Here is a 23639-nt window from a genome sequence, read left to right on the forward strand (position 1 = left end):
AGGCTCAGTGCGGGGCGTGCGCTCCGGAGCCTTCCTTGGCGGCCTTGTGCGCGGCGATGATCTTCGTCTGCAGATGGGCGGGGACTTCTTCGTAGTGGGCCATCTTCATGTGGTACGAGCCGCGGCCGCCGGTGATCGACTTGAGGATCGACGCGTAGGAGAGCATTTCCGACATCGGCACGTGCGCCTTGATGACCTCGTTGTGGCCGTTCGCCTCGACGCCGAGGACGCGGCCGCGCCGCGAGTTCAGGTCACCCATCAGATCCCCCATGAACTGCCCCGGAGAGGTCACCTCGACCTCCATGATCGGCTCCAGCAGCGTGGGGGAGGCTTCCTCCATCGCCTTCTTGAACCCCATCGAGCCGGCGATCTTGAAGGCCATGTCCGACGAATCGACGTCGTGGTACGAGCCGTCGAAGAGCACGACGCGAAAGTCGACGACCGGATACCCGGCGAGGAACCCCAGCATGCGGGCGTCCTGGATGCCCTTCTCGACGGAGGGGATGAAGTTCTTGGGAATGGCGCCGCCGAAGACATCGTCCTGGAACTCGAAGCCGGCGCCGCGCGGCAGCGGCTCGAGGCGGATCCAGCAGTCGCCGTACTGGCCGTGTCCCCCGGTCTGCTTCTTGTGCTTCCCCTGGGCCTCCGCCTTCTTCTTGATGGTCTCGAAATAGGGCACCTTCGGGGCGTGCAGGATCGCCTCGACGCCGAATTTCTTCTTCATGCGGGCCAGGGTGACCTCGACGTGCTGGTCGCTGTTCCCGGCGATGAGAAGCTCGTGCGTCTGCAGGTCGCGGCGGAACTGGATGGTCGGGTCCTCCTCGACCAGTCGCGGCAGGACGGAGGAGATCTTCTCCTCGTCGGCGCGCGACTTCGGCTGGAGGGAGAACGCTATGGACGGCTCGGGAAAGGTCACCTTGGGATAGACGATCGGATGCGCCTTGTCGGCGAGCGTATCGCCGGTCGAGGTCTCCTTCAGCTTCGGCACGGCGGCGATGTCCCCCGCCCGCACCTCCGTCACGGCCTGCGACTCCTTCCCCTGCAGGGTCAGGATCGAGCCGAAGCGCTCCTGCACGTCCCGCGTGACGTTGTAAACGGTCGAGTCCGACTTGAGGACCCCCGAGTAGACGCGGAACAGCGAGACCTTGCCGGCGTAGGGGTCGGCGAACGTCTTGAAGACGAACGCCGAGGAGGGCTCGTCGATCGTCCCCCGTCGCTCGGCCGGCGTGTGATCCTTCGGGTTCTCTCCCCGAAAGGGGCCGCGCTCCCCCGGATGGGGCAGGTAGGCGACGCAGGCGTCCAGGAGCGGGTGCGCTCCGATGTTCGCCAGCGCGGAGACGCACAGCACGGGGAAGATCTTCCTCTGCCTGACACCGCGGGCGAGGCCCGCGGCAAGGTCCTCCTGGGAGAGCGTGCCGCTCTCGAAGAACTTCTCCATGAGGGCGTCGTCCACCTCGGCGACCATCTCCATGAGCGTGTCGCGCGCGTCCTTGACCGCGGCCGCCATGTCGGCGGGAACGTCGGTGACCTTGTGCCGGCCGCTGTCGTCCTTCTCGTAGACGAAGGCCTTGTTCGAGACCAGGTCCACCACGCCCGAGAAGGACTTCTCGGATCCGATCGGGACCTGCACCGGCACCGCCTGGCGGCCGAAGGATCGGCCGATGGATTCCAGGGCGCGCGCGAAGGAGGCGTTCTCGCGATCGATCTTGTTGATCACGAACAGGCGCGGGAGCTCGAACTCCTCGGCGTACCCCCACGCCTCTTCGGTCTGCACCTCGACGCCCGCCACCCCGTCCACGACGACGAGGGCGCCGTCCAGGACCCGCAGGGCGCCCTTGGCGTCCGCGATGAAGGCGCCGTAGCCGGGAGTGTCGATGATGTTCAGCTTGATCTTCTTCCACTCCAGGTAGCAGAGGGCGGACGAAATCGACACCTTGCGGGCGATCTCCTCCTCGTCGAAGTCGGTGACCGTGTTCCCCTGGTCGACCCGGCCGAGCCGGTTGACGGTGCCGGAGGAGAACAGGAGGGCGGATGTGAGGGAGGTCTTTCCGGAGGAGCCGTGACCGATGATGCCGACATTGCGGATTTCGGAAATCTCATACAGCTTCATGCGAGGATTCCCTCAACCCGCGCACGTCACTTCCCGGCCTTCACCTCGTCGTAGACTTTCTGCACCAGCGTCTTCACGAGGGGGCAGCGTGGATCGTTGACGTAGCAGCGGGCCAGCGTGTCGTTCTTGCAGCCGCAGGAGCAGATCTCGCTGTTGACGCGCTGCAGAAACTTTTCCTTCTGCCCGCGCTTCAGCCCCGCGACGTCGATGCCCGGGAGCTCGGTGAAATAGTTGGCAACCGCCACGATCGGCACGGTGTTCGTCGGGGCCGGCACGCCTCGCACCGCGCCCGCGGCGTTTTCCGGCTTGAGCTCGGGCGCGTCGGCGGCGGGGTCCGTGGCGGATGTCTCCGCGTTCCTGGCCTCCGTCGCGGGGGCCGCCGGGGAAGGGGCAGGCGTCGTCTGGGCTGCCGGGGCCGCGCCGGCAGACGGGCCCGTACCCCCCGAGCGGGAGCAGGACAGAACGGCCGAACAGCAGGCCAGGAGCATGAGGATGAGTAACATGCGTCCGCGGGCGGTGTACACTGTGCTTCTCCTTCTCGAACCGGAAACCTGAGAGAAGCCGGGAGTGTACCGCCGGCCCCGCATCAAGTCAAGAAACCGGCTGTCGTCGAGGCCACGGGAGCAACCGCAGGGAGTGCCCGTGGAGCGCGGATTGCGGGGCTATAATGATCAGGCAGTGCTCCGGACACGCCGACGGAGCCTTCTGGAGAGATGCCGATTTCGCCGACTCGCCCGGTCCTCCCCTCCCGGATCTTGAGCGACTCGATCGCCTCCCTCCTGCGGCTGGAGCCGCCCGCGAACGATGGGTCCCCGGATGCGCTCGATGCCTCGCTGAAGAGGTACGAGTGCGGGGGGTACCTCCACCGTCTCTGGCGCTCGACGCGCCGGCTCGAAACGCTGCCGTCCGTATGGGCGCAGGCCCTGACCCGGGCGCACCGCAAGACCGCCCTGGACAACCTCGAGGCGCTGGCCGAGTTCCGGGCGGTCGGACGGAATCTCGTCGACGAACGCGTGCCGTTCATCCTCTTGAAGGGGGGCGCCTACCTGATCGATCTCTACGACGATCCGGGGGAGAGGCTGCTCACGGACATCGATCTCCTGGTCCAACGGGAGGATATCAAGCGCCTCGCGCGACGTCTTTCGCGCGTCGGGTATGACATCGTCGTCAGCGACCGGGAGTTTCGGCGGTTCGAGGTGAAAGCGCGCGGGCGGCCGAGCTGTCACTTCGAGTTCCACTGGTTTCTGGGTCGTCCTCTCCGCTCCCGAATCTCCCAGGAGGAAATCTGGACGCGCGCCACTCCCGCCCTTCTCGAGGGAGTCTCCTGCCTCCGCCTGTCACCCGAGGATGCGCTGCTCTACCACGTGGCTCATCAGGCCGATCATCTGTTCGGCCCCTCGCTCAAATGGACCATCGATCTGCGAGAGATGTTCATTCGCTGGCGCCTGGACCTGGAACGATTGCAGCTGCGGGCAGCCGAGTGGCGCCTGCGCGTCGCCCTCGGTCTCGCCCTGCGCCACCTCAACAAGCTCTTTCCCGGTGCGGCGCCATCCGGCCTGCGGAACGGAGGCGCTATCGGTTCCATCCGCAGTCGTCTTCTCGTTCCCTTCCTGACTTCCGATTCCACGCAGATGCTCACGCCGCCAGACGGATTCCTGTCGCGTGTTGCGATGCAGGGGCTTCTGATCGACCGACCGATCGATGTCGTGCGTCAGTCCCTGCGGGTTCTGGTCCGGCCGATCGCGCAGGCTCTTGGAATGGGGACGAGCTTCGCTCCCCCTTGGGATTCGCTCGATTGACCCTGTGAATTGGCGGATGGTACGCTAGCGTCCGTGGTGAAACTCCCTGTGAAGCCCATTGCATGGACCATTGCGAGGCGACCTCTCGGCGCCCACATGTCGATCGCGGGGGGGCTGGATCTCGCCATCGAGCGGGGCTCGGCCATCGGCTGCACGGCCATCCAGATCTTCGACAAGAGCAACACTCAGTGGGCCGCCCGCCCCCTGGGAGACGCCGAGGTGGAGCGCTTCCGGACGGCGCGGACGAGAGCGGGCATCGACCCGGTCGTGGCGCACGACTCCTACCTGATCAATCTGTGCTCGCCCGACGACGCGCTGTACGCGCGTTCGATCGGCGCGGTCGTCGAAGAGCTGCAGCGCTGCAGGCGGCTGGGGGTGGACTGGCTCGTGGTGCACCCGGGCGGTCACATGGGACAGGGGGAGGAATTCGGGGTGCGCCGCATGGCCAGTGCCATCGACGAAATCCACGGGCGCCTGCCGGGCGAACGGACGGAAATCGCCATCGAGACCATGGCGGGGCAGGGGACGATCATCGGTCACCGGTTCGAGCAGATCGCGGCGATCCTGCGGGGCGTGAAGCGGCCGGAGCGTCTCGGCGTCTGCCTGGACACCTGCCATGTGTTCGCCGCGGGCTACGATCTGCGCACACCGAAGGCCTACGCGGAAACGATGCAACGATTCGACGGAGAGATCGGCCTCGAGCGCCTGCGGGTCGTGCACGTCAACGATTCCAAGAAAGAGCTGGGGAGCCGGGTGGATCGCCACGAGCACGTCGGCAAGGGATTCCTCGGGCTGGACGCGTTCCGCCTTCTCATGAACGACGCGCGATTCCTGAAGGTGCCCCTCCTTCTGGAGACGCCCAAGGACGAGGCCACGTGCAGGGAGGATGTGCAGAATCTGACCACGCTCATCGGTCTGGTCGAGGCCGGCGCCCGCCGATCGGAGCCGCGCGCCGCGGCGGCCGGGAGGAACGCGTGAGCACGGCGGTCCTGGAGAGGGAGCGCGCGGCGACCGTCCTGAAGGTCAACGAGATCTTCCACTCCATCCAGGGGGAGTCCAGACACGCCGGCCGGCCGTGCGTGTTCGTCCGCCTGACCTTCTGCAACCTGCGCTGCGCGTGGTGCGACACGGCGTACGCCTTCGAGGGGGGGATCGATCTGCCGGTCGGCGCGATCCTGTCGCGCGTGGCTGCGTACGGAACCGGGTACGTCCTGATCACCGGCGGCGAGCCGCTGGTCCAGGAGGGCGTCCACGACCTGATCGGCGAGCTGTGCGACCGCGGCTACGAGGTCGCCGTGGAGACCGGCGGCAGCCTGGACGTCTCGTCCCTCGACCGGCGCGCCATGGTGGTGATGGATCTCAAGTGTCCGGGCAGCGGCATGAGCGACAGGAACCGCTTCGAGAATCTCGATCTCCTGAAGCCGACGGACGAGGTTAAGTTCGTCCTCACCGATCGCGCCGACTACGAGTGGGCCCGCGAGGTCATCGCCCGCCGGGGGCTCACCGGGCGGTTCGGCGTGCTCCTCTCGCCGGCGCACGGCGTCCTCCATCCGCAAACGCTCTCCGAGTGGATCCTGTCGGACCGCCTGCCGGTCCGCCTGCAGCTGCAGATCCACAAATACATCTGGTCCCCCGATGCGCGGGGGGTCTGAGACGCGCCCCCGCCCATGCGGCCGTCACCCGGAGACACACCGATCGCGGTCGTCCTCGTCAGCGGAGGCATGGACTCGTGCGTCACCGCGGCCATCGCGCGCCGTTCGTGCGAGACGGCCTTCCTGCACATCAGCTACGGCCAGAGGACGGAGGAACGGGAGCGACGCGCCTTCTTCGATATCGCGCGGCACTACGGCGTGAAGCGCACGCTCGTGGCGCGGCTCGATCACCTGGGAGCGGTCGGCGGCTCGGCCCTGACCGACCCGTCGCGCGATGCCGTCCGGGCCCGCGGGCCGGTCTCGGCCATCCCGGATACCTACGTGCCGTTCCGCAACACCCAGCTCCTGTCGATTGCGGTCTCCTGGGCGGAAGTCCTGGGCGCTCGTTCCGTCTATATCGGCGCGGTCCAGGAGGACAGCAGCGGCTATCCGGACTGCCGGGAGGAGTACTACGCGGCCTTCAACCGGCTCGTGGAGCTCGGCACCCGCCCCGAGACCCGCATCGAGGTGATCACACCTCTCATCCACCTGGGCAAGGACGAGATCGTCCGGGAGGGACTGCGTCTCGGGGCACCGCTGCACCTTACCTGGTCCTGCTACACGGGGCAGGAGGTCGCCTGCGGGCGGTGCGAGTCCTGTCTGCTCCGCCTGAAGGGGTTCGACGCGGCGGGGGCGCGCGACCCGATTCCCTACGCGACATGAGACTGGAAGAGTTCGACTACCGCCTGCCGGAGGGGCGCGTGGCGCAGGAGCCGTGCGCGGCGCGCGACGGGTCGCGCCTGATGGTCCTCGAGCGCGCGGCCGATCGGATCGTGGAGACCACGTTCAGGCGCATCGGCGATCACCTGAGCGCGGGGGATCTGCTGGTGCTCAACGATACGCGCGTCCTGCCGGCGCGCCTGAACACGCACAAGATCACAGGAGGTCGGGTCGAGCTCCTGCTTCTGGGTCGCGAGACGGCGGACCCCTCCGGCGCCACATGGCGCTGCCTCGCCTCGACCGCACGCGGTCTCCGGCCCGGGAGCCGCCTGAAGGTGGCGCCGGGGTTCGAAGCGGAGTTCCTGGGTGAGGCGGAGGGCGGCCGGGTGCGGGTGCGTCTCGTGAGCGAGGACGGCGACGCGGACGGCGCCGTCCGCCGGCACGGTTCCGTGCCGCTGCCCCCCTACATCCTCCGGGACGACCCTGACCCGCGCGCGGTGATCGATCAGGAGCGCTACCAGACGGTGTACGCCCGCGAGGAGGGGGCAATCGCCGCCCCGACGGCCGGTCTGCACTTCACCGAAGAGCTCCTGGACCTGTTGCGAGGCGGGGGCATCGCCACAGCGACCCTGACGCTCCACGTCGGGCCGGGAACGTTCCGGCCGGTCCGCACGAAGGAGATCGAGGACCACCGGCTGGAGGCGGAAGCATTCCGCGTGCCGGAGGAGACGTCGCTCGCGATCGCGTCCTGCCGGGCCCGAGGGGGGCGCGTGGTGGCGGTGGGAACGACGGTCGTCCGCGTCCTGGAAGACCGCGCGCGTGACGACGGCCGGGTCGAGCCCGGCGAGGGTCTGTGCGGGGCCTACATCACTCCCGGGCACCGCTTCCGCATCGTGGACGCGCTCCTGACGAATTTCCATCTCCCCCGGACGTCCCTGCTGATTCTGGTGTCCGCCTTCGCCGGCCGCGAGCGGGTCCTGGCGGCGTACCGGAGGGCGGTCGAGACGGGATATCGCTTCTACTCGTACGGCGACGCGATGCTGATCCAGTGAGCGGCCGTTTCGCGTTCGACGTGCTCAGGCGCGACCCCGGGACGCGGGCGCGCCGCGGGCTGATCGTCACGCCCCACGGGAGCATCGACACCCCCGCCTTCATGCCGGTCGGCACCGCCGGCACGGTCAAGGCGATGACCCCCGAGGACCTCGTCTCGCTCGGGTTCGAGATGGTTCTCGGCAACACCTACCACCTGGCGCTGCGTCCGGGCGAGGAGATCGTGCGAAGGCTCGGAGGCCTGCATCGCTTCATGGGCTGGGACGGCTCTATCCTCACCGACAGCGGCGGCTTCCAGGTCCTCAGTCTCGCGGACCTGCGTTCGATCTCGGACGAGGGTGTCGCGTTCCGCTCCCACCTGGACGGGTCCCTTCTCGATATGACTCCGGAGCGCAGCATGGCGATCCAGGAGGCCCTGGGGAGCGACATCGCCATGGCGTTCGACGACTGCCCGCCCCTTCCCTCCGGGCGCGACCGGATCCTCCAGGCGGTGCGCCGGACGACTCTGTGGGCGCGGCGCAGCCGCGCCGTGTTTCCGGCGGACGGTCGGGCGCTGTTCGGCATCGTGCAGGGAGGTGACGATCGCGGGCTCAGGGAGCAGAGCGTCGCGGAGATCACCGCGATCGGTTTCGAGGGGTACGCCATCGGAGGGGTATCGGTGGGGGAGTCGGCGGAGCTCAGCCGTTCGATCGTGGCGATGACGGCCGGGCATCTGCCCGAGGACCGGCCGCGTTATCTCATGGGGATGGGAACGCCCGCCGATCTGGTGGAGATGATCGCCCTGGGATGCGACCTGTTCGACTGCGTGCTGCCGACGCGCAACGCCAGGAACGGGACACTGTTCACCTCGACCGGCCGCCTGCAGATCAAGAGACGGGAGTTCGCGGCCGACCCTCGGCCCGTGGACGAGACCTGCGGCTGCCCGGTCTGCCGCCGCTTCACCCGCGCCTACCTCCGTCACCTGTATGTGGCCGGCGAGATCCTGTCGATGCGGCTGAACACCCTGCACAACCTGCACCACTACGCCGACCTCATGCGGCGGGCCCGGTCGGCAATCGACGCGGGTCAGTACCTCCGCTTTCTCGAGGAGTTCCGAACGCGGCTCCCGGGCGCCGGTGCGGAGCAGGAGAGCGCGCAGGGACGCGAGGTCCCGGAGCGGAACGGCGCTCAAGGCCGTACGGATGTACGATCCAGGCGACCGCGTACGATTGCGGGGCGGCAGATCGAGTGATATCATCGCGCGCCATGTCCGGCGCCCGCTCCAGACACTCGATCCCCCGGTCCTTCTCCCTGTTCGGCGCGGCCCTGGTACTCGCGTGCTCCGGCTGCTCGAAAGAGGAACCGGCGCGCCGAACGCACCGCGACGCGACGGCTCTCTACGACCAGGGAAAGTACGCCGAGGCCCTGCGCCTCCTCCGCAAGGCCCAGGGGGACGGTCTGAAGGACGGGACCCTCCTTTACCAGATCGGGTATTGCCGCGAGGTCGTCGAGGGAAAGCCGGACGGCCGGAGGGAGACCTGGAACGAGGCGGAAGCGCTCCTCGCCCAGGAAGTCGCGCAGAGGGGCGGGTCGTCGCTGGAAAAGCTGTACGACCTGTCGGTCATCCACTCGGATCGCAAGGAATGGGACACGATGAAACAGTATGCCCGCCAGGCGATCGAACAGTTCGAGAAGGGATCGAACCCCAACGCTCTTTCCGGGGAGGACTGGTTCCGCCTGGGCCGGCTGCACGACCTGGTGGTCGAGCCGTCCGAGGCCGAGGCGGCCTACCGACGGTCGGTCTCCGCGTTCACGAAGGAGAAGTCGGGCAGCGCCATCTATCGGTCGCTGGCGCTGGCCAAAGTGGGCGAATACGATGTGCACATGGTGCGGTACCGCGCGGCGGCGGAGGAGTTCGATCAGGCCCTGAAGCTGTTTCCGGCGAACAGCCAGGTCCGGCCGTTCACGCACGGACTGGCTCTCCTGGCGGATCATCGCTTCGAGGAGGCCGCCGCGCGCTTCGCCGCGGACACGTCCGACACGAACAGTGAATCCCAGTACGCCGCGGACCTGGCGCGCAAATCGAGGGACGTGGCTCCTCTCGACGAGAAGGACACGGACGGAGCGCCCTTCCGCGCCCTGCCGGAAGGCGCTCTTCAGGCGCGGGTGCTGGAAGCGGCCAAGGCGTTCCGGGCCGCCCGTGAGAAGAATTCCTACCGCCCCGGGGATCCGCTGGCGCCCGAAGTGGCGCTGCACCAGAAGCGATTCTGCGCTTTGATCGGGGAGTACTTCGTCCGGACGCAGGCGATCCAGGAATTCTGTCTGCACGAGGGTATCGCAGACCTGGTGCGCCGATGAAGGCCGCCTGGACCGCGTGTCGGGTCGGAGGTCTCCTGGTCCTCGGCGCGGTGGCGGCGTTCGCGATCGCCGGCTGCCGGGCCGGCGACGACGCGCCCCTCTCCGCGGGCGCCCCCGCCGCCGACGCCGCGCGGGCCGCGTCCCGGAAGGCGGCCGCTCTCCAGCGCGCCTTCGAGGAGAAGGCCGCCGAGGCGCGCAACGACCTCGATGCGGCGCGGCGGTCCGCCGAGGCCTTCCTGTCCTCCCGTGCCGCTCCGACCAGCCGCCAGGCGGCGAAGGCGCGCAAAGAGGCGCGCCGCGCGCTCGAGCGCGGCGAGGACGTGCTGGGTCGGGCGGCGGAGGACGGCAGCCGCACCGCCGAGACCTGGGCCCGGGTCATCCAGGACCGGATGATGCGCTTGGAGGAGACTCTGAACCGTCTGACCGGCGCCACGGGGCATGCCGACTCCTGACGCGCCGATCGCGCTCCTGGGCGACGCCCACCTGCGCGAAGGCGATGCGGAGGTCCCGGAATTCGTCCGCTTCGTCGATGCCCTGCCGCGCGACATCCGCACCCTCGCCATCCTGGGGGACCTGTTTTCCGTCTGGATCGGATCGGCGGACCTCGTGAAGCCCCACCACCGAAGCGTGATCGAGGCGTTGGCGCGGCTGCGCGCGCGTGGCTGCGCCCTCCTGTACGTCGAGGGGAACCACGACTACTTCCTCGATCGCCTCTACGCGCGCACGCTGTTCGATCGGTTCTCGGCCGATGTCCTGGACCTGGACCTGGCCGGCCGCCGCGCGCACCTGGCGCACGGCGATCTGGTGAACGGACGCGATCGCCAGTACCTTGCCTGGAGGGCCGTGTCGAAGAGCCGGCCGTTCTACTCCGTCTTCAATCTGCTTCCCGCGCGGACACGAGTCTCGATCGCGGACGGTCTCGAGGCGCGTATGGCCCGGACCAATCTGGAGTTCCGGACCGGCTTCCCGTTCGCAGAGTGCGAGGCGTACGCCCGCCGGCGAATCGGGGAGGGGGCCCGGATTCTGGTGTTCGGGCACTTCCACGAGGAGCGCCGCCTCGATTTCAAGGAAGGGAAGGGGAGCGGATCGGTGTTCGTGCTGCCGGCCTGGCGCGCCGGCCACCGCTATCTGAGAATCGACCCGGGTGCGGAGCCGGTCTTCGTCTCGACCTGAACGCGTTCATGGAACAGATCCATCACGCGGCGGGTGATCGGTCCGGGCCGGCCGTGCCGGATGGGCCAGCCGTCGCAACGGCGGATCGGGAGGACTCCCTTCAGGGTCGAGGTCAGGAAGGCTTCGTCGGCCGTGCGCAGGTCGTCCGGTCCGAGAGACTCTTCGAGCGCTCCGAGACCCGCCCCGCCCGCCAGGCCGAGCACGAGCCCGCGCGTGATTCCCTCGAGGAGTCCGTCTTCAAGAGGGGGCGTCAGGAGTCTCTCCGAGCGGACCACGAACAGGTTGCTCGTCGCTCCCTCGGTCAGCCGTTCCGCGGCGTTCAGCAGGATCGGCTCGTAGGCGCCGAGACGCTGCGCCGCGCGCCAGGCGAGGAAGTTGTTCAGGAGATTGCTGGACTTGATGGCCGGGTCGAGGGAGGTCCGGGCGTTGCGGGTCACGTCGACGATCGCCACGTCGACACCCTCGCGCAGGAGGGCTTCGGGGATGCCGGGGCAAGGGCGACCGTGAACGACCAGGGTGGGGGGGCCGCAGTCTTCCGGCGCGTAGCCGAGCGGTCCCCGGCCGCGGGTCAGGACGACGCGGATCGCCGTCTCGGGCAGACCGGCCGCGGCGATCGTGCGGTGGATCTCGGTCTCGATGTCGACGACCGTCCGCTCGTGGGGGATCTCCAGCCGTTCGGCCGAGCGGCGCAGCCGCAGGAGGTGCTCGCGCAGCAGGAAGGGACGGCCGCCGTAGGTGCGGATCGTCTCGTAGACGCTGTCCCCGAACAGGAAGCCGCGGTCCAGAGGCGACACCACCGCGGCCTCGGCCGGAGTGATCGTCCCGTTGACGTTGATCGTCTCGGACACGGTGGTATCATACTGTCTCCCGCGAAGGTGCCGGTCATCCCATGAGCCACGAATCCAGGACCGCCGACGCGCGCCGCCTGCAGACGCGCCAGCTCAGGCTCGCCATCCTGCTCGCGGCGGGGACGCTCCTGATCGAGGTGGCGGGGGGCATCCTGTCCGGCAGCCTGGCCCTCCTGTCGGACGCCGGTCACGTGCTGACCGACGTCCTCGCCCTGGTCCTCAGCCTGATGGCGGTGCGGTTCGCGTCGCTCCCCGCGACGTCCGCGAAGACCTTCGGGTACCACCGGCTGGAGATCCTGACGGCCCTGCTCAACGGATCCCTGCTCGTCGTGATCTCGGCCGGCATCCTGTACAAGGCGGTCCGGCGCTTCCTCGCGCCGGAGCCGATCGAGAGCTCGGTGATGATCGGCGTGGCGCTCCTCGGCCTCGTGGCCAACCTGGCCGGGGTCTTCCTCCTGTCGCGTGCGCCGCAGAACCTGAATCTGCGCTGCGCCCGCATGCACGTCATCGGAGACACAGTCTCCTCGGTCGGGGTCCTCGCGGCCGGGGGGATCATCGCCCTCACCGGATGGGAGCGCCTCGATGCGATCACGGGCGGTGTCATCGCCGTGATCATCGCTGTGGGTTCGATCCGTCTGGTGCGCGAGGCGGTGGACGTGCTCCTCGAGGCCACGCCCGAAGGGATCGATCCCGATGAGGTCAGCCGCGCCATCGCCACGGTGCCCGGAGTCATCGAAGTGCACGACCTGCACATCTGGAGCATCACGACCGGTCTGCCGGCCCTCAGCGGCCACGTGCGCCTGGACGGCGCGCCGACCGGCGCCGGCGATGACATGCTGAACCGGATCAAGGAGACCGTGCGAGACCGCTTCGGGATCGTCCACACGACGATCCAGATCGAGTCGCGGGGCTACGAGGAGCTGGGGGACGTGCACTGAATTCCCGGACCCGCTTCAGGCCCGGCGCGCGGTGGCGGGGGCCGGCCGCAGGCAGGCCTCGGCCCATGCCGTCATCATCACCAGCCCCCAGATGAGCGCCTCGTGCCGTCCATCCCCGCCCAGGAACGAGGCGATCTGCCGCCGCAGGGCAGCGCCGTCGAACGGACCGCCCCGGATCGGCTCGAGCTCCGGCAGCGCCGCGACGCGCTCGCGCAGTCGAGGGGTCTCCCGGAGGTAGCGGCCCCAGGGGACACCGAATCCCCATTTTCGGTGCCTGCGGACTGGAGGCGGCAGGCGGGAGCCGATGGCCCGGCGCAGCAACGCCTTGCCGCGCAGTCCCGACACCAGGTCACGGGTCGGCAGCGCCGCGAGTCCTTCGACCAGGCGGAAGTCGAGGAACGGGACGCGGCACTCGATCGAGGCGCCCATGGTCATGCGGTCATTGCGGTCGAGGATCGAGCACAGGAACGTGTGCTGGTCGCTGTACATCGCCTGGCGCACGCGATCGCCGGGATACAGGGCCACGGCCTCCGAGAGGACACGCCTGCGATATTCGAAGTCCGCCGCGATATGCATGCCGAAGTCGCACAGATCGTCCGGCAGCACGTTGCAGGCGTTGAACAGCACGCGGTCCTCCGGCGACCCGAGGGACGCGAGACGGGCGAGCTTCCCGAGACGTCCGCGGACCCCCCGTCCCAGTCGGAGGAGCGGGCGTGTCCTGTCGAGCAAGCCCGCGAGACGCAGGGGCCGATACCGGACGTAGCCACCCATGGTCTCGTCCGCTCCTTCGCCCGAGAGGAGCACGGTGACGCGCGGTTTGGCGTATTGGGAGATGGCCCAGATATGCAGGTCGCTCGCGTGCCCCAGGGGCTCGTCCCGGAACCACGAACCCTCGAGCAGCCGGTCGCCCAGGGTTTCCGGTGACAGGCTCAGCTCGTGGTGCTCCAGGCCGCAGGCCTGGGCGACCCGGAGGGCGAGGGGCCCCTCGTCGAACTCTTTCTCGGGAAACCGGACCGTGAAGCTCGCGATCCCTCCGGCGCCCTGCGCCGCCAGGGACGCCGCCACGCTCGATGAGTCCACGCCACCACTGAGGAGCACTCCGACCGGGACGTCGCTGATCCGACGCAGACTCACCGAATCATCGAACACCTCCCGGAACCATGAAACGGCGTTGGATGGGGGAGAACTCCTCCGGGCACGGGTCCTCTCCGAGAGGTTCCACCAGCGGCGCGTGGTGATCGTCCCGTCGGCCCAGAGCAGGTAGTGCCCCGGCAGAAGACGGCGGACGCCCCGGTAAGGCGTCCCCTCGCCCGCCACGTATCGGAAGCAGACGATCTCCTCCCAGGTCGACGGATCGAACGAAGGCGACAGGCCGGCGGCGAACAGGGCCTTCTCCTCCGAGGCGAATCTCAACACGCGCCTGTCGATCGCGTAGTAGAGGGGCTTCACCCCGAGACGATCGCGGGCCAGGAAGAGGACCTTCAGAGCGGTATCCCAGATCGCCACGGCGAACATGCCATTCAGGCGATCGAGCATCGCGGGCCCTTCGTCGGCGTACAGGCTGAGAAGGACCTCCGTGTCCGTGTTCGACCGGAAGCCATATCCCCGTCCCTCGAGCCGTCCACGCAGCTCGCGGTAGTTGTAGATCTCCCCGTTGTAGACGATCCAGTACCGGCCATCGTGCGTGCTCATCGGCATGTGGCCGCGCTCGGATAGATCGAGGATGGCCAGGCGCCTCGCTCCAAGGCCCACACCCGGGGCCCGGAATGCGCCTGCGTCGTCGGGCCCGCGATGAACGAGCGAGTCGCGCATCGCCACGATCTGGTGCTCGTGGACGGGTTCGTCGGTTTCGAATGAGACGATGCCGCAGATGCCGCACATCAGGGCCTCGCTCCGGCGGGCGACCAGGGCGGAAGAACCCGCGCTAACAGGCCCTCCCACTGAACACGGACCCGTTCCCACTCCGAGCGCTCGGCGAGGTGTCGCGCATTGGACGAGAGGCGCTCGGCCAGGGACGCGTCCTGGAGGAGACGTCGGATCGCGGCCAGCATCGCCTCCACGTCGTCGTCCGGGACGAGCAGGCCCGTCTTCTCGTGGCTCAGCAGATCGGGGATCCCTCCCACGTCGACGCTGATCACGGGCAGGCCCATGGCGCACGCCTCGACCACGGTGACCGGCATGTTGTCGATTGCGTCACCACGAACCCGGCGTTCCTCCCGACCATCGGTCCGAGAAAGCACAATCGCGGGCGCACGGAGGGGTGAACGGACGGGTCCATCTTCTGATTCGGCGCGCTTATGGCGAGGGAGACCGCGTTCCTCGCGGATGGCCGGCTCCCGTGACGCGGGCGTGACCCGAGGCCCGGGCATATCTGTCCGTCGAGCTGAGGCCGAGTCCACCGAAAAAGACCGGGGTGTCGTTGCCGGGGCCGTAGCCGAGAAAGTAGAGATGGTCCGGATAATGGAACGGCCCCACCAGGCCGCCGTAGGGGACCAGGGGGTAGGACTGCGCCGGGACGAACGTCGTCCCACCGGCCGGCGCAGCCGGGAGGTTGATGTTGATGACGACCGTCGTCGCCCCCGCGCCGTCGGATTGGACCTCGACATCCCGTTCGTCGACGGCGACCGCATCACCACCCTGGTGGACCAGAACGCTCACGCCGGAAGCGCCTGGAATCGCGGGCCGCGGGGAAAGCGGTGGGGGAGCGGCCTCCGCGTCTTCGGCAGCCGGGACCCGGGGTGGCGGCATGGCCGCTTCGCCGGCTCCATCATGACCGGCAAGGACATTGCCGTCGTCGTCGAGGTTGGTCAGAACCACGACCGGTGTTCCCAGTCGCGAGGTGGTGCGGTAGATCCTCAGCCCAACCGATTGGTAGATGCAGTCCTGGGACGCCGGCTCCGCCAGGCTCGCGCTCCCCCCGAGCCCGGCCAGCACCACGGCCAGTGCCGCGACCTCGGGGCCGAGGTGGAAGAAGCGGAGAGTCTGTCGCAGGGCACGCATGCTGTTCTCCTTCAGGCATTCTAGCACCGTCCCCACGTTTCGACCGCTGTGCTATTCTGCGCGGCGACGGACCGGAACGGAATGTCGCCGCGTGAGAGAGAGGTCCGCCGCGTCGGGTCCGCAAGGACGGCCGGGAGGGGGATGCGGGTCACGGGTCCGGATGAACTGCGCCGGAGACGCAGGGGCAGGCTGGTCCTCCAGGATGGCGCGGTGTTCCCCGGCGCCGTCTTCGGCGCACCCCGCCCCGCGGCGGGTGAAGTCGTCTTCACCACGGGGATGGTCGGGTACCCCGAGGCCCTGACCGATCCCTCCTACCGCGGTCAGATCCTGGTGTTCACCTACCCCTCGCAGGGAAATTACGGGGTGCCCCGGCCGCCCCTGAGCGACCCGGCAACGTCCGGGCGGGCGGACGACCTGCCGGATAGGCCGTTCGAGTCGAGCCGTGTCCATCTCTCCGGCGTGGTCTGCGCCTCCTACTCCGAGACCTACTCGCACCGCACCGCCGCCGTCAGCCTGGGAGACTGGCTCGCCGGGCAAGGCGTTCCGGCGCTCACCGGGATCGACACGCGGGCCCTGACCAAGAAAATCCGCATGCACGGAGCGCTGCTGGGGCGCATCGAGATCGACGGCCGGCCCTCGCCCGAGTTCGACGATCCGAACCGGCGCAACCTGGTGGAGGAGGTCTCGACGCGGGGGGTCGAGCGTCACGGCAAGGGGGGAGTACCCGTCGTCCTGATCGACTGCGGGCGCAAGAGCAACCAGGTCCGCATGCTCGTCCGCCTCGGGGCCGAGGTCACGGTCGCGCCATGGAATCACGACCTCCGGCGTCTCGCACGGGAGTGCGCGGGTGTTGTGATCAGCAATGGTCCGGGCGATCCGCAACTCGCCGCCGCGACCGTCGCGACGGCGCGTGTCCTGATGCGCCGCGAGGTCCCCATCCTGGGGATCTGCCTCGGTCACCAGATCCTGGCGCTGGCGGCGGGCGCGCGCACGTACAAGATGAAGTTCGGCCACCGGGCGCACAACCAGCCGTGCGTGGACTCGAAGACGGGGCGCTGCTATCAGACCAGCCAGAACCACGGATACGCCGTGGACGGCCGGAGTCTGCCCCGTGGCTGGGAGACGTGGTTCAGCAATGCGAACGACGGAACGAACGAGGGGTTGAGACACAAGAGCGGACCGTGGCGTTCGGTCCAGTTCCATCCCGAGGCGGCGCCGGGGCCGACGGGCACCGAGTGGATCCTCGAAGAGTTCCTGGCGGAAATCCGCTGATCCAGGAGAGGTCGTCCAGGTGGAGAGCATGAAGGCGGGGCGTGGCAGGCCTGACGGTCCCATGCGTGTGCTTGTCCTGGGCTCGGGCGCGCTCAAGATCGGAGAGGCGGGGGAGTTCGACTACTCCGGGTCGCAGGCGATCAAGGCGCTCAAGGAGGAAGGGGTCGAAGTCTGGCTGATCAATCCGAACATCGCCACCATCCAGACCTCACCGGGTCTCGCGGATCGCATCTTCCTCCTGCCGGTCACGCCGCACTTCGTGGCCCGCGTCATCGCGCTCGGCAAACCCGACGGCATCCTGCTGTCGTTCGGCGGACAGACGGCCCTGAACTGCGGACTGGCGCTGCACCGCCAGGGCGTCCTGCGCCGCCATCGCGTCAAGGTCCTCGGCACGCCGATCGACGCGATCGAGCGGACGGAGGACCGGGAGCGGTTCGCGCGCGAGCTGCGCTCGATCGGCGTGGACGTGCCGAGGAGCGAGGCGGCGCGCGACGTCTCATCGGCGCTGCGCGTGGCGCGCGGCATCGGCTATCCGGTCATGATGCGCACCGCGTTCACCCTGGGCGGCCGCGGCTCCGGCATCGCCCGGAGCGAGTCGGATCTGAGGCGCATGGCGACGGAAGCGTTCACCGGCTCTCCCCAGGTCTTGATCGAGGAGGACCTGACCGGATGGAAGGAGCTCGAGTACGAGGTCGTGCGTGACGCCGCGGACAACTGCATCACCGTGTGCAACATGGAGAACATCGATGCGCTCGGTGTGCACACCGGCGAGTCGATCGTCGTGGCTCCGTCGCAGACACTCAACGACGAGGAGTATTTTTTCCTGAGGTCCCTGTCCTTCAAGGTGATCAGGCACTTCGGGATCGTCGGCGAGTGCAACATCCAGTTCGCCCTGGATCCGCGCTCCGAGCGGTACCGCGTCATCGAGGTGAACGCTCGGCTGTCGCGCTCCTCCGCGCTGGCCAGCAAGGCGACCGGATATCCCCTGGCACGCATCGCCGCCAAGATCGCGCTCGGGCACCTCCTGCCGGAGCTGAAGAACTCCATGAACGACACCACGACGGCCTGTTTCGAGCCGGCCCTGGACTACCTCGTGGTGAAGATGCCGAAGTGGGATCTCGACAAGTTCCAGGGCGCCTCGCACTTCATCGGCAGCGAGATGAAGTCGGTCGGGGAGGTCATGGCCATCGGCCGCTCCTTCGAGGAGGCGCTGCAGAAGGGTTGCCGCATGCTGGGGGACGGCGCCCGCGGACTGGTCGGCAACGACTTCAACATCCGCCAGTCGCTCCAGGATGTGTCGCGGCCCACGCCGCGCCGGGTCTTTGCGCTGGCGGAGGCGCTCGCTCGAGGGAGCGCGGTCGCCGATCTGGCCCGCAGGACCGGCATCGATCCGTGGTTCCTGGACAAGATGAAGAGAATCGTCGGCCTGCGCGATGCGATCGTGGCCGCGGGACGCCGGGGCGGTGGACGGGCGGCGCTCCCGGCCGATCTTCTCAGGACCGCCAAGCAGGGCGGGTTCTCCGACGAGCAGATCGCCTTGTTCTCCCGCCGCTCCATTTCGCAGGTGACTCGCCGGCGCCTGGCCTGCGGCGTCGTCCCCGTCGTGAAGCAGATCGATACGCTGGCCGCGGAGTGGCCGGTGCGGACCAACTACCTCTACCTCACGTATCACGGCACGGAGGAGGACCTCGTGCCGGGGGACTCGGAGAGGAAGGTCCTCGTGATGGGCTCCGGGGCCTACCGGATCGGGTCGTCGGTGGAATTCGACTGGTGCTGCGTATCCGCCACCGCCGCATTGCGGCGACTCGGCTACTCTCCTCTCGTGGTCAACTGCAACCCGGAGACCGTGTCGACCGATTACGACATGGGACACACTCTGTATTTCGAGGAGCTGACGTTCGAGCGCATCCACGACATCTGGAGGAAGGAGCGGCCGCTCGGCATCCTGCTCGCCTTCGGCGGGCAGATCCCGAACAACCACGCGCTGGCCTGCGCGAAGGCCGGCATCCCGGTGTTCGGAACCCAGCCGCAGGACATCGATCGTGCGGAGGACCGGCACAAGTTCTCGACGCTCCTCGACCGTCTGGGTGTGCCCCAGCCGGAGTGGGCGGAAGTGACGTCGCGGCGCGAAGCGGTGCGATTTGCCGCGCGCGTCCGGTACCCGGTGCTGGTCCGACCCTCCTACGTGCTGTCCGGCGCGGCGATGCGCATCGCATCGGACGGGTCAGGCCTCCAGGCCGCCCTGAAGGGGGCGGCGGAGGTGTCGCGCCAGCACCCGGTGGTGATCTCCAAGTTCGTCGAGGGGGCGAAGGAGCTCGAGGCGGACGCCGTGGCCGCCCAGGGGAGGGTTCTGGCCGTGGCCGTGACCGAGCACGTCGAAAACGCCGGGGTCCACTCCGGCGACGCCACGGTCGTCCTGCCGCCGCAGAAGCTCTATCTCGAGACCGTGAGACGCATCCGCGCGATCACGGCCGAGCTGGCGCGGGCCCTTCGTATCACCGGACCGTTCAATGTGCAGTTCCTGGCGATGGACAACGAGGTCATGGTCATCGAGTGCAACCTGCGCGCCTCCCGATCGTTTCCGTTCATCTCCAAGGTCACGGGCGTCGATTTCGTGGACCTCGCTACGCGGGCCATGATGGGGGCGGAGGCGCGACCGGTGCCGGAGTCGCTCCTCGACCTGGGCCACGTAGGCGTGAAGGCGCCGCAGTTCTCCTTCTCGCGCATCAGGGGGGCCGACCCGGCCCTGCGTGTGGAGATGGCGTCCACGGGCGAGGTCGCCTGCCTGGGCGAGGATCTGCCTGAGGCGTTCCTGAAGGCGATCCTGGCGGCCGGGTTCAGGCTGCCCGAGCGCCGGCAGGTCCTGCTGACCATCGGTTCGCTGCGCGACAAGACCCGCTTCCTGCCCTCCGCCCGCCTGCTGCGCGACCTGGGTTTCACTCTCTACGCCACGCGGAACACGTCGCGCTTCCTGGAGGACCAGGGCGTGCCGAACGTCCGCCTGTACAAGATCCACGAGCGTCGCAAGCCGTCGCTTCTCGAGTACATCAGCCCGGATCGCCTCGACCTGATCATCAACGTCCCATCCGGGTACGACCGGAAGGAGCTGACCGACGGATATATCATCCGGAGGCGCGCCACCGATGTCGGGATCCCCCTCATCACCAATCTGCAGCTGGCCGAGCTGTTCGTGAAGTCGATCGCCGCGAAGAGCCTGGATGATCTGCAGGTCGAACCCTACGATCATTACCTCGGCAACCGCGGAGCGGCCGTTCATTCAGGCTCGGCCCCAACGGAGGGTCTGCCGTTTCCTGTCCGCAAGAACGGGGCGGCGCAGGGACACGGGAGCGGAGAGGAGAAGACGGGCGGCCGCCGACCGGAGAGGCGTGGAGGAAGGCGAAGCACCTCCGGTAGGCGGTCGATGTCTCAGGCGGTCTTCGCCTGAGCCTCGACGAGATCGATGATGCCGCGCTCACGAAGCTTCTTGAAGGCGCGCAGGGCGTCCACCTCGCGCAGAGGTGAAATGGTGATGATGGAGCGCAGATCCCAGGACCCGTTGACGCGGCTGACGAGAAATCCCTCCTCCGGGCTCAGGTCCTGGTTCACCAGCGATTCCAGCGGTTTCTTCAGGACAGGGATCTTCTTCGGCGGCAGGTAGTGCCGGTAGGCTTTGTCGATGAAATGCTCCTCCGCCACCTGGATCAGGGCGTTCATCTCCGGGTTCTTTCCGGTGCTTCGCCGGGCCTTCTCGAGGATCACCAGCGCTCCTTCCGAGTCGCCGCTCTTGATCAGCTCCTTCGCCGCCTCCATGAGAGCCTGCGGGCTGTCCGCCGGCTGACGCGCCGCTGTCTGCGCCGTGCCCTTGCCGACCTCCAGATACCCCTTCTGGACCATCACGTAGAGCACCTGGCAGACGTTGTACTCCGAGGCGTGCGTCTCGAGCGTGATGTCCCCCAGCGATCGCCGGCTGTCCACCATGTCGTAGATCCTTTTCGGGAACGCCTTGGAGGCGATGTCGGGTGGCAGCGGTGTGGCGGTCCTCCGGAGGATGACGCCATTGTGCGGCAGCACCTGCCGGATCTTCTTGGAGGTGTCGTAGCGCCGCAGCCCCTCCATCAGGACGTCCTCGACCCGGATGGAGATCAGGACCTGGTCCCCCGGGGGGAGCTCGCTTTCGAGGAACACAAAATCGGAGTCCGCCCACAGAAACAGGGAGTAGATCGTCTCCTCCGCCTTCAATCGAAGAATCTCGCTGACCTTCGCCTCGGACACGAGCCCCTTCTTGACCAGGATCCGACCCAGCATCACCTTCGTCTGGGCCTGCAGATCGAAGGCGTCCTTGAGCTGCTGCTCGGTGATGATCCCTTCGCTGAGCATGAACTGCCCGAGATATTCGCGGGTGTCGTTGCTGGAGGACCCGATGATGGCGCCGTCCTTGAAATAAATTCTCTTGTGCAGGGGACCGCTCTTGAGGGAGAGGGTGCCGGTCTTCCGCCCCGACCCGGCCCACTGAAGAAGGTCAGGGAGGGACATGGTCTTCAGACTGCCGGTGAGCCCGGTGCTGGGCATCTGTCCTCGGAAGCGCGGCGTGCTTTGGGTCGCGCTCTGACCACGACGCGGGGCTCTAGACTGTCGGAATCTTGACAATCTACCTGACGACTCCGCTGCCGGTCCCCCTCAATATAGGGACCTCGTCGATAGCCCGGCAACCGACCGGGAGGAATGAGGAGATACACATTACAAAGCGGGCGTTGCGGGACGCCTGCGCGCCCGGCGCCTGGAGGAACGACGGCCCTCGCTGCGCGTTCGGCGAAAACTGCGGGCGATGGGGGAGATGGGCTATCCGAGGTACCTGCGCCTCTTCCGCGGCGAGCAATCCGTGGAGAAACTTGTTGCCAAGTACCTTACAGGCGACGACAATGTCGGCTCAGGGGGCGACAGCCCTGGCGCGGGAGCGCCTCGGCAGATCGGGCACGGCGCGTCGTCGGTGGGCGCCTGGAACCCGGAATGCTGGCGTGGGTGCGCGGAGCAAGATAGAATTCCCGGCACTTTCGTGACGAGAGAGCGCGGCGCCATCCTCGACGGGGGATCGCTGCGCAAGCATCCACTCGAACAGCTGCCTTGCGTTGCGCACGTTGCGCTGGCGGCCGCGCCGCAGGGTCTGCTCTCTGCGCGGAAGCCGGTGGCCGAGGGGACGAAGCAAATGCAGGAAATCGAATCAAACCTTCACCTCTTTCAGCCACCCCGCTATCGCGCCTCGGACGGCAGCTGGCACGCCACCTACGGAAATGCGCTCGCGCAGAGCGCTCCTGAGCTTACGCTCGATGGCGCCGCGGTGCTCTCCCTTTTGTCTTTCAACTTTGTTTGTGGTGATCGTACCCTGCTCCACGAGATCCGGCGGCGGCCATGGCTCTCGTCAATCGATCCCAAGGGGTTGCCCGTTCTCTCGTCGATTCCGGAACACGACCTCCACTGGCAATCCTACGAGAGGATCGCCGAGGAGCTTGGCCGCCTGCTCTGCGACGAGGCGTTCCGCGTCTGCCGGGGCCGCCGGGAAATCTACGTGCTCCTTTCGGGCGGGATCGACAGTCGGATCGTGGCGGCGACGCTCTCCAGATTGGTCGACGACGGGAGGTTGCCCAACAAGCCCATCGCCTTGACCTGGGGGCTCCCGGATTCCCGCGACTACCAGTACGGACGCGAGACGGCCCGAATCCTCGGTCTCGAGTGGGTGCACGCAGATCTCGGCCCCGAGCACCTCCGGCAGAACCTGCCAGACACCGCGGAGCTCCTCGGCGCGTTGGTGTCGCCGATCCACCTGCATCGGATGACGTGGTTTCGGACGCTGCCGAGGGACGCCCTCGTGCTCGCGGGTAACTACGGCGACATGGTCGGACGCGCCGAATTCAGCGGCAGGCGACTTCTCGAGCTTCGCCCGCTCGTGCCGACGAATCCTTTCGGGCTGTTGCGTCGCGAGATCCTGGAGGCCGCCGCGGATGGCTTGCGCTCCGAGCTCAACGCCCTGCACGCGCGCTCGCCCGGCAAACCCACCTACGTCCTGTGCGAGCACGAGATGCACGGTCACTACACGCGTTCTCTGATCGCTCATGCAATGAGTGTCATCGATCACTTCTGCAGCGTTTACCAGATGTTCACCGACCCGCGCGTGTACTCCTACATGTGGTCGCTGCACCCGTCTCTCCGCGCCGACGAGGTGTACGCGGTCCTGATTCGACGCCTGCATCCAAACCTGGCCAGACTGCCCTGGGCCCGCACCAACCGCGCTCTCCGCGGCCGCACTGTGGGTGCACGGGCCGGGTTGCGCCGCGACTTCCACGACTACGCCGGATGGATCTCCGGACCGCTCTACGAGGAGTTCGCGCGACGCGTCGACCCCGATTGGTGCGCCGGTACGGGTCTGTTTGATGCAGATCGCGTGCGCGAGCTGTCGCGCTTGGCTCGCGAGGATCCGGACGGCGCGGCCCGGCCGTACGCGGTGAGCCCCTTCAAAATCTTTGCGTGGTTAGCCTGCTTCCGGCACTTCGTGGAGTGGGCGGAGGCGCAAGGGAAGCGCCTCCGTCTCGACCCCGGTGGGGTGCGACCGGCGACGTACGAGGTTCGCGTCCCCTACGATCCCGTCGGCAAGCTGGGTCGACTGCTGCAAAACCTTCCCGCGGTCCGCGGTGCAGTGCGCGCGGCGCGCCTGGGCCTGCTCCGCTATGAGGCTCGCCTCCGATATCGTCCGAGGAGTTAGCACGATG

The 23639-nt window shown here is 67.9% G+C and carries 20 protein-coding genes; 13 read left to right on the forward strand and 7 right to left on the reverse strand.

Going from position 1 to position 23639, the window contains the following annotated elements; all coding sequences use genetic code 11:
* Positions 1-4 precede the first annotated feature (4 nt).
* Positions 5-2110, reverse strand: coding sequence for an elongation factor G (fusA, locus tag VEW47_12855; protein HYS06074.1), 2106 nt, complete (start codon positions 2108-2110; stop codon positions 5-7).
* 26 nt (positions 2111-2136) lie between these two features.
* Positions 2137-2613 carry a hypothetical protein gene (locus tag VEW47_12860; GenBank protein HYS06075.1) on the reverse strand — a complete coding sequence of 159 codons (477 nt, stop codon included), beginning with the start codon at positions 2611-2613 and terminating at the stop codon, positions 2137-2139.
* A gap of 210 nt (positions 2614-2823) precedes the next feature.
* Between VEW47_12860 and VEW47_12865 the strand changes: the two genes are divergently transcribed.
* The 9 genes from VEW47_12865 (at position 2824) to VEW47_12905 (ending at position 10820) form a co-directional block, all read left to right on the forward strand.
* Positions 2824-3909, forward strand: coding sequence for a nucleotidyltransferase family protein (locus VEW47_12865; GenBank protein HYS06076.1), 1086 nt, complete (start codon positions 2824-2826; stop codon positions 3907-3909).
* Positions 3910-4005: 96 nt separating this feature from the next.
* A complete protein-coding gene (locus VEW47_12870; GenBank protein HYS06077.1) occupies positions 4006-4887 on the forward strand; it encodes a deoxyribonuclease IV in 882 nt (293 codons plus the stop codon).
* Entirely contained in the window at positions 4884-5561 is a 678-nt protein-coding gene (locus tag VEW47_12875) for a radical SAM protein (protein ID HYS06078.1), read from the forward strand. Before VEW47_12870 ends, VEW47_12875 begins: the two co-directional genes overlap by 4 nt.
* A gap of 15 nt (positions 5562-5576) precedes the next feature.
* Complete coding sequence (gene queC / locus VEW47_12880; GenBank protein HYS06079.1) at positions 5577-6263, forward strand: 7-cyano-7-deazaguanine synthase QueC; 687 nt, start codon at positions 5577-5579, stop codon at positions 6261-6263.
* Positions 6260-7312, forward strand: a complete 1053-nt coding sequence (gene queA / locus VEW47_12885) for a tRNA preQ1(34) S-adenosylmethionine ribosyltransferase-isomerase QueA (GenBank protein HYS06080.1) — start codon at positions 6260-6262, stop codon at positions 7310-7312. The genes queC and queA overlap by 4 nt, the downstream gene beginning before the upstream one ends.
* A complete protein-coding gene (tgt, locus tag VEW47_12890; protein HYS06081.1) occupies positions 7309-8541 on the forward strand; it encodes a tRNA guanosine(34) transglycosylase Tgt in 1233 nt (410 codons plus the stop codon). Before queA ends, tgt begins: the two co-directional genes overlap by 4 nt.
* 14 nt (positions 8542-8555) lie before the next feature.
* Positions 8556-9647, forward strand: coding sequence for a hypothetical protein (locus VEW47_12895; protein HYS06082.1), 1092 nt, complete (start codon positions 8556-8558; stop codon positions 9645-9647).
* Complete coding sequence (locus VEW47_12900) at positions 9644-10099, forward strand: hypothetical protein (protein ID HYS06083.1); 456 nt, start codon at positions 9644-9646, stop codon at positions 10097-10099. Before VEW47_12895 ends, VEW47_12900 begins: the two co-directional genes overlap by 4 nt.
* Positions 10086-10820: a metallophosphoesterase gene (locus VEW47_12905; GenBank protein HYS06084.1), complete on the forward strand. Its 735-nt coding sequence runs from the start codon at positions 10086-10088 to the stop codon at positions 10818-10820. Before VEW47_12900 ends, VEW47_12905 begins: the two co-directional genes overlap by 14 nt.
* On the opposite strand, the gene VEW47_12910 is transcribed toward VEW47_12905, so the two are convergent.
* Positions 10772-11668: an aminotransferase class IV gene (locus VEW47_12910; GenBank protein ID HYS06085.1), complete on the reverse strand. Its 897-nt coding sequence runs from the start codon at positions 11666-11668 to the stop codon at positions 10772-10774. The two genes, VEW47_12905 and VEW47_12910, sit on opposite strands and share 49 nt — an antisense overlap.
* A 41-nt stretch (positions 11669-11709) precedes the next feature.
* Between VEW47_12910 and VEW47_12915 the strand changes: the two genes are divergently transcribed.
* Complete coding sequence (locus VEW47_12915) at positions 11710-12606, forward strand: cation diffusion facilitator family transporter (protein ID HYS06086.1); 897 nt, start codon at positions 11710-11712, stop codon at positions 12604-12606.
* 15 nt (positions 12607-12621) lie between these two features.
* On the opposite strand, the gene asnB is transcribed toward VEW47_12915, so the two are convergent.
* From asnB to VEW47_12930, 3 genes are all read right to left on the reverse strand, one after another.
* Positions 12622-14487: an asparagine synthase (glutamine-hydrolyzing) gene (gene asnB, locus VEW47_12920; GenBank protein ID HYS06087.1), complete on the reverse strand. Its 1866-nt coding sequence runs from the start codon at positions 14485-14487 to the stop codon at positions 12622-12624.
* Positions 14487-14786: a glycosyltransferase family 4 protein gene (locus tag VEW47_12925; protein HYS06088.1), complete on the reverse strand. Its 300-nt coding sequence runs from the start codon at positions 14784-14786 to the stop codon at positions 14487-14489. Before VEW47_12925 ends, asnB begins: the two co-directional genes overlap by 1 nt.
* A 115-nt stretch (positions 14787-14901) precedes the next feature.
* Positions 14902-15606: a hypothetical protein gene (locus tag VEW47_12930; GenBank protein HYS06089.1), complete on the reverse strand. Its 705-nt coding sequence runs from the start codon at positions 15604-15606 to the stop codon at positions 14902-14904.
* 141 nt (positions 15607-15747) lie between these two features.
* Between VEW47_12930 and carA the strand changes: the two genes are divergently transcribed.
* Both carA and carB read left to right on the forward strand, forming a co-directional pair.
* Positions 15748-16878 (forward strand): glutamine-hydrolyzing carbamoyl-phosphate synthase small subunit, encoded by a 1131-nt coding sequence (gene carA, locus VEW47_12935; protein HYS06090.1) that lies wholly within the window; start codon positions 15748-15750, stop codon positions 16876-16878.
* Positions 16879-16906: 28 nt separating this feature from the next.
* The gene (gene carB, locus VEW47_12940; GenBank protein HYS06091.1) at positions 16907-20323 is read left to right on the forward strand and encodes a carbamoyl-phosphate synthase (glutamine-hydrolyzing) large subunit; all 3417 of its coding nucleotides are present in this window, start codon (positions 16907-16909) and stop codon (positions 20321-20323) included.
* On the opposite strand, the gene VEW47_12945 is transcribed toward carB, so the two are convergent.
* The gene (locus tag VEW47_12945; protein HYS06092.1) at positions 20305-21447 is read right to left on the reverse strand and encodes a DUF4388 domain-containing protein; all 1143 of its coding nucleotides are present in this window, start codon (positions 21445-21447) and stop codon (positions 20305-20307) included. The genes carB and VEW47_12945 overlap by 19 nt on opposite strands.
* 265 nt (positions 21448-21712) lie before the next feature.
* On the opposite strand from VEW47_12945, the gene VEW47_12950 reads away from it, so the two are divergent.
* On the forward strand, positions 21713-23632 hold the full coding sequence (locus VEW47_12950) for an asparagine synthase-related protein (GenBank protein HYS06093.1): 1920 nt from the start codon (positions 21713-21715) through the stop codon (positions 23630-23632).
* Positions 23633-23639: the final 7 nt, after the last annotated feature.

Source organism: Candidatus Dormiibacterota bacterium (genome assembly GCA_035635555.1).
GTDB lineage: Bacteria > Acidobacteriota > Polarisedimenticolia > Gp22-AA2 > Gp22-AA2 > Gp22-AA3.

What these genes read in the sequence shown, in the direction of transcription:
- fusA (HYS06074.1), bottom strand. Translation starts at nt 2,110, where the DNA reads ATGAAGCTGTATGAGATTTCCGAAATCCGCAATGTCGGCATCATCGGT.
- VEW47_12860 (HYS06075.1), bottom strand. Translation starts at nt 2,613, where the DNA reads ATGTTACTCATCCTCATGCTCCTGGCCTGCTGTTCGGCCGTTCTGTCC.
- VEW47_12865 (HYS06076.1), top strand. Translation starts at nt 2,824, where the DNA reads ATGCCGATTTCGCCGACTCGCCCGGTCCTCCCCTCCCGGATCTTGAGC.
- VEW47_12870 (HYS06077.1), top strand. Translation starts at nt 4,006, where the DNA reads ATGTCGATCGCGGGGGGGCTGGATCTCGCCATCGAGCGGGGCTCGGCC.
- queC (HYS06079.1), top strand. Translation starts at nt 5,577, where the DNA reads ATGCGGCCGTCACCCGGAGACACACCGATCGCGGTCGTCCTCGTCAGC.
- queA (HYS06080.1), top strand. Translation starts at nt 6,260, where the DNA reads ATGAGACTGGAAGAGTTCGACTACCGCCTGCCGGAGGGGCGCGTGGCG.
- VEW47_12895 (HYS06082.1), top strand. Translation starts at nt 8,556, where the DNA reads ATGTCCGGCGCCCGCTCCAGACACTCGATCCCCCGGTCCTTCTCCCTG.
- VEW47_12900 (HYS06083.1), top strand. Translation starts at nt 9,644, where the DNA reads ATGAAGGCCGCCTGGACCGCGTGTCGGGTCGGAGGTCTCCTGGTCCTC.
- VEW47_12905 (HYS06084.1), top strand. Translation starts at nt 10,086, where the DNA reads ATGCCGACTCCTGACGCGCCGATCGCGCTCCTGGGCGACGCCCACCTG.
- VEW47_12915 (HYS06086.1), top strand. Translation starts at nt 11,710, where the DNA reads ATGAGCCACGAATCCAGGACCGCCGACGCGCGCCGCCTGCAGACGCGC.
- asnB (HYS06087.1), bottom strand. Translation starts at nt 14,487, where the DNA reads ATGTGCGGCATCTGCGGCATCGTCTCATTCGAAACCGACGAACCCGTC.
- VEW47_12925 (HYS06088.1), bottom strand. Translation starts at nt 14,786, where the DNA reads ATGCCGGTCACCGTGGTCGAGGCGTGCGCCATGGGCCTGCCCGTGATC.
- VEW47_12930 (HYS06089.1), bottom strand. Translation starts at nt 15,606, where the DNA reads ATGCGTGCCCTGCGACAGACTCTCCGCTTCTTCCACCTCGGCCCCGAG.
- carA (HYS06090.1), top strand. Translation starts at nt 15,748, where the DNA reads ATGCGGGTCACGGGTCCGGATGAACTGCGCCGGAGACGCAGGGGCAGG.
- carB (HYS06091.1), top strand. Translation starts at nt 16,907, where the DNA reads ATGAAGGCGGGGCGTGGCAGGCCTGACGGTCCCATGCGTGTGCTTGTC.
- VEW47_12945 (HYS06092.1), bottom strand. Translation starts at nt 21,447, where the DNA reads ATGCCCAGCACCGGGCTCACCGGCAGTCTGAAGACCATGTCCCTCCCT.
- VEW47_12950 (HYS06093.1), top strand. Translation starts at nt 21,713, where the DNA reads ATGGGCTATCCGAGGTACCTGCGCCTCTTCCGCGGCGAGCAATCCGTG.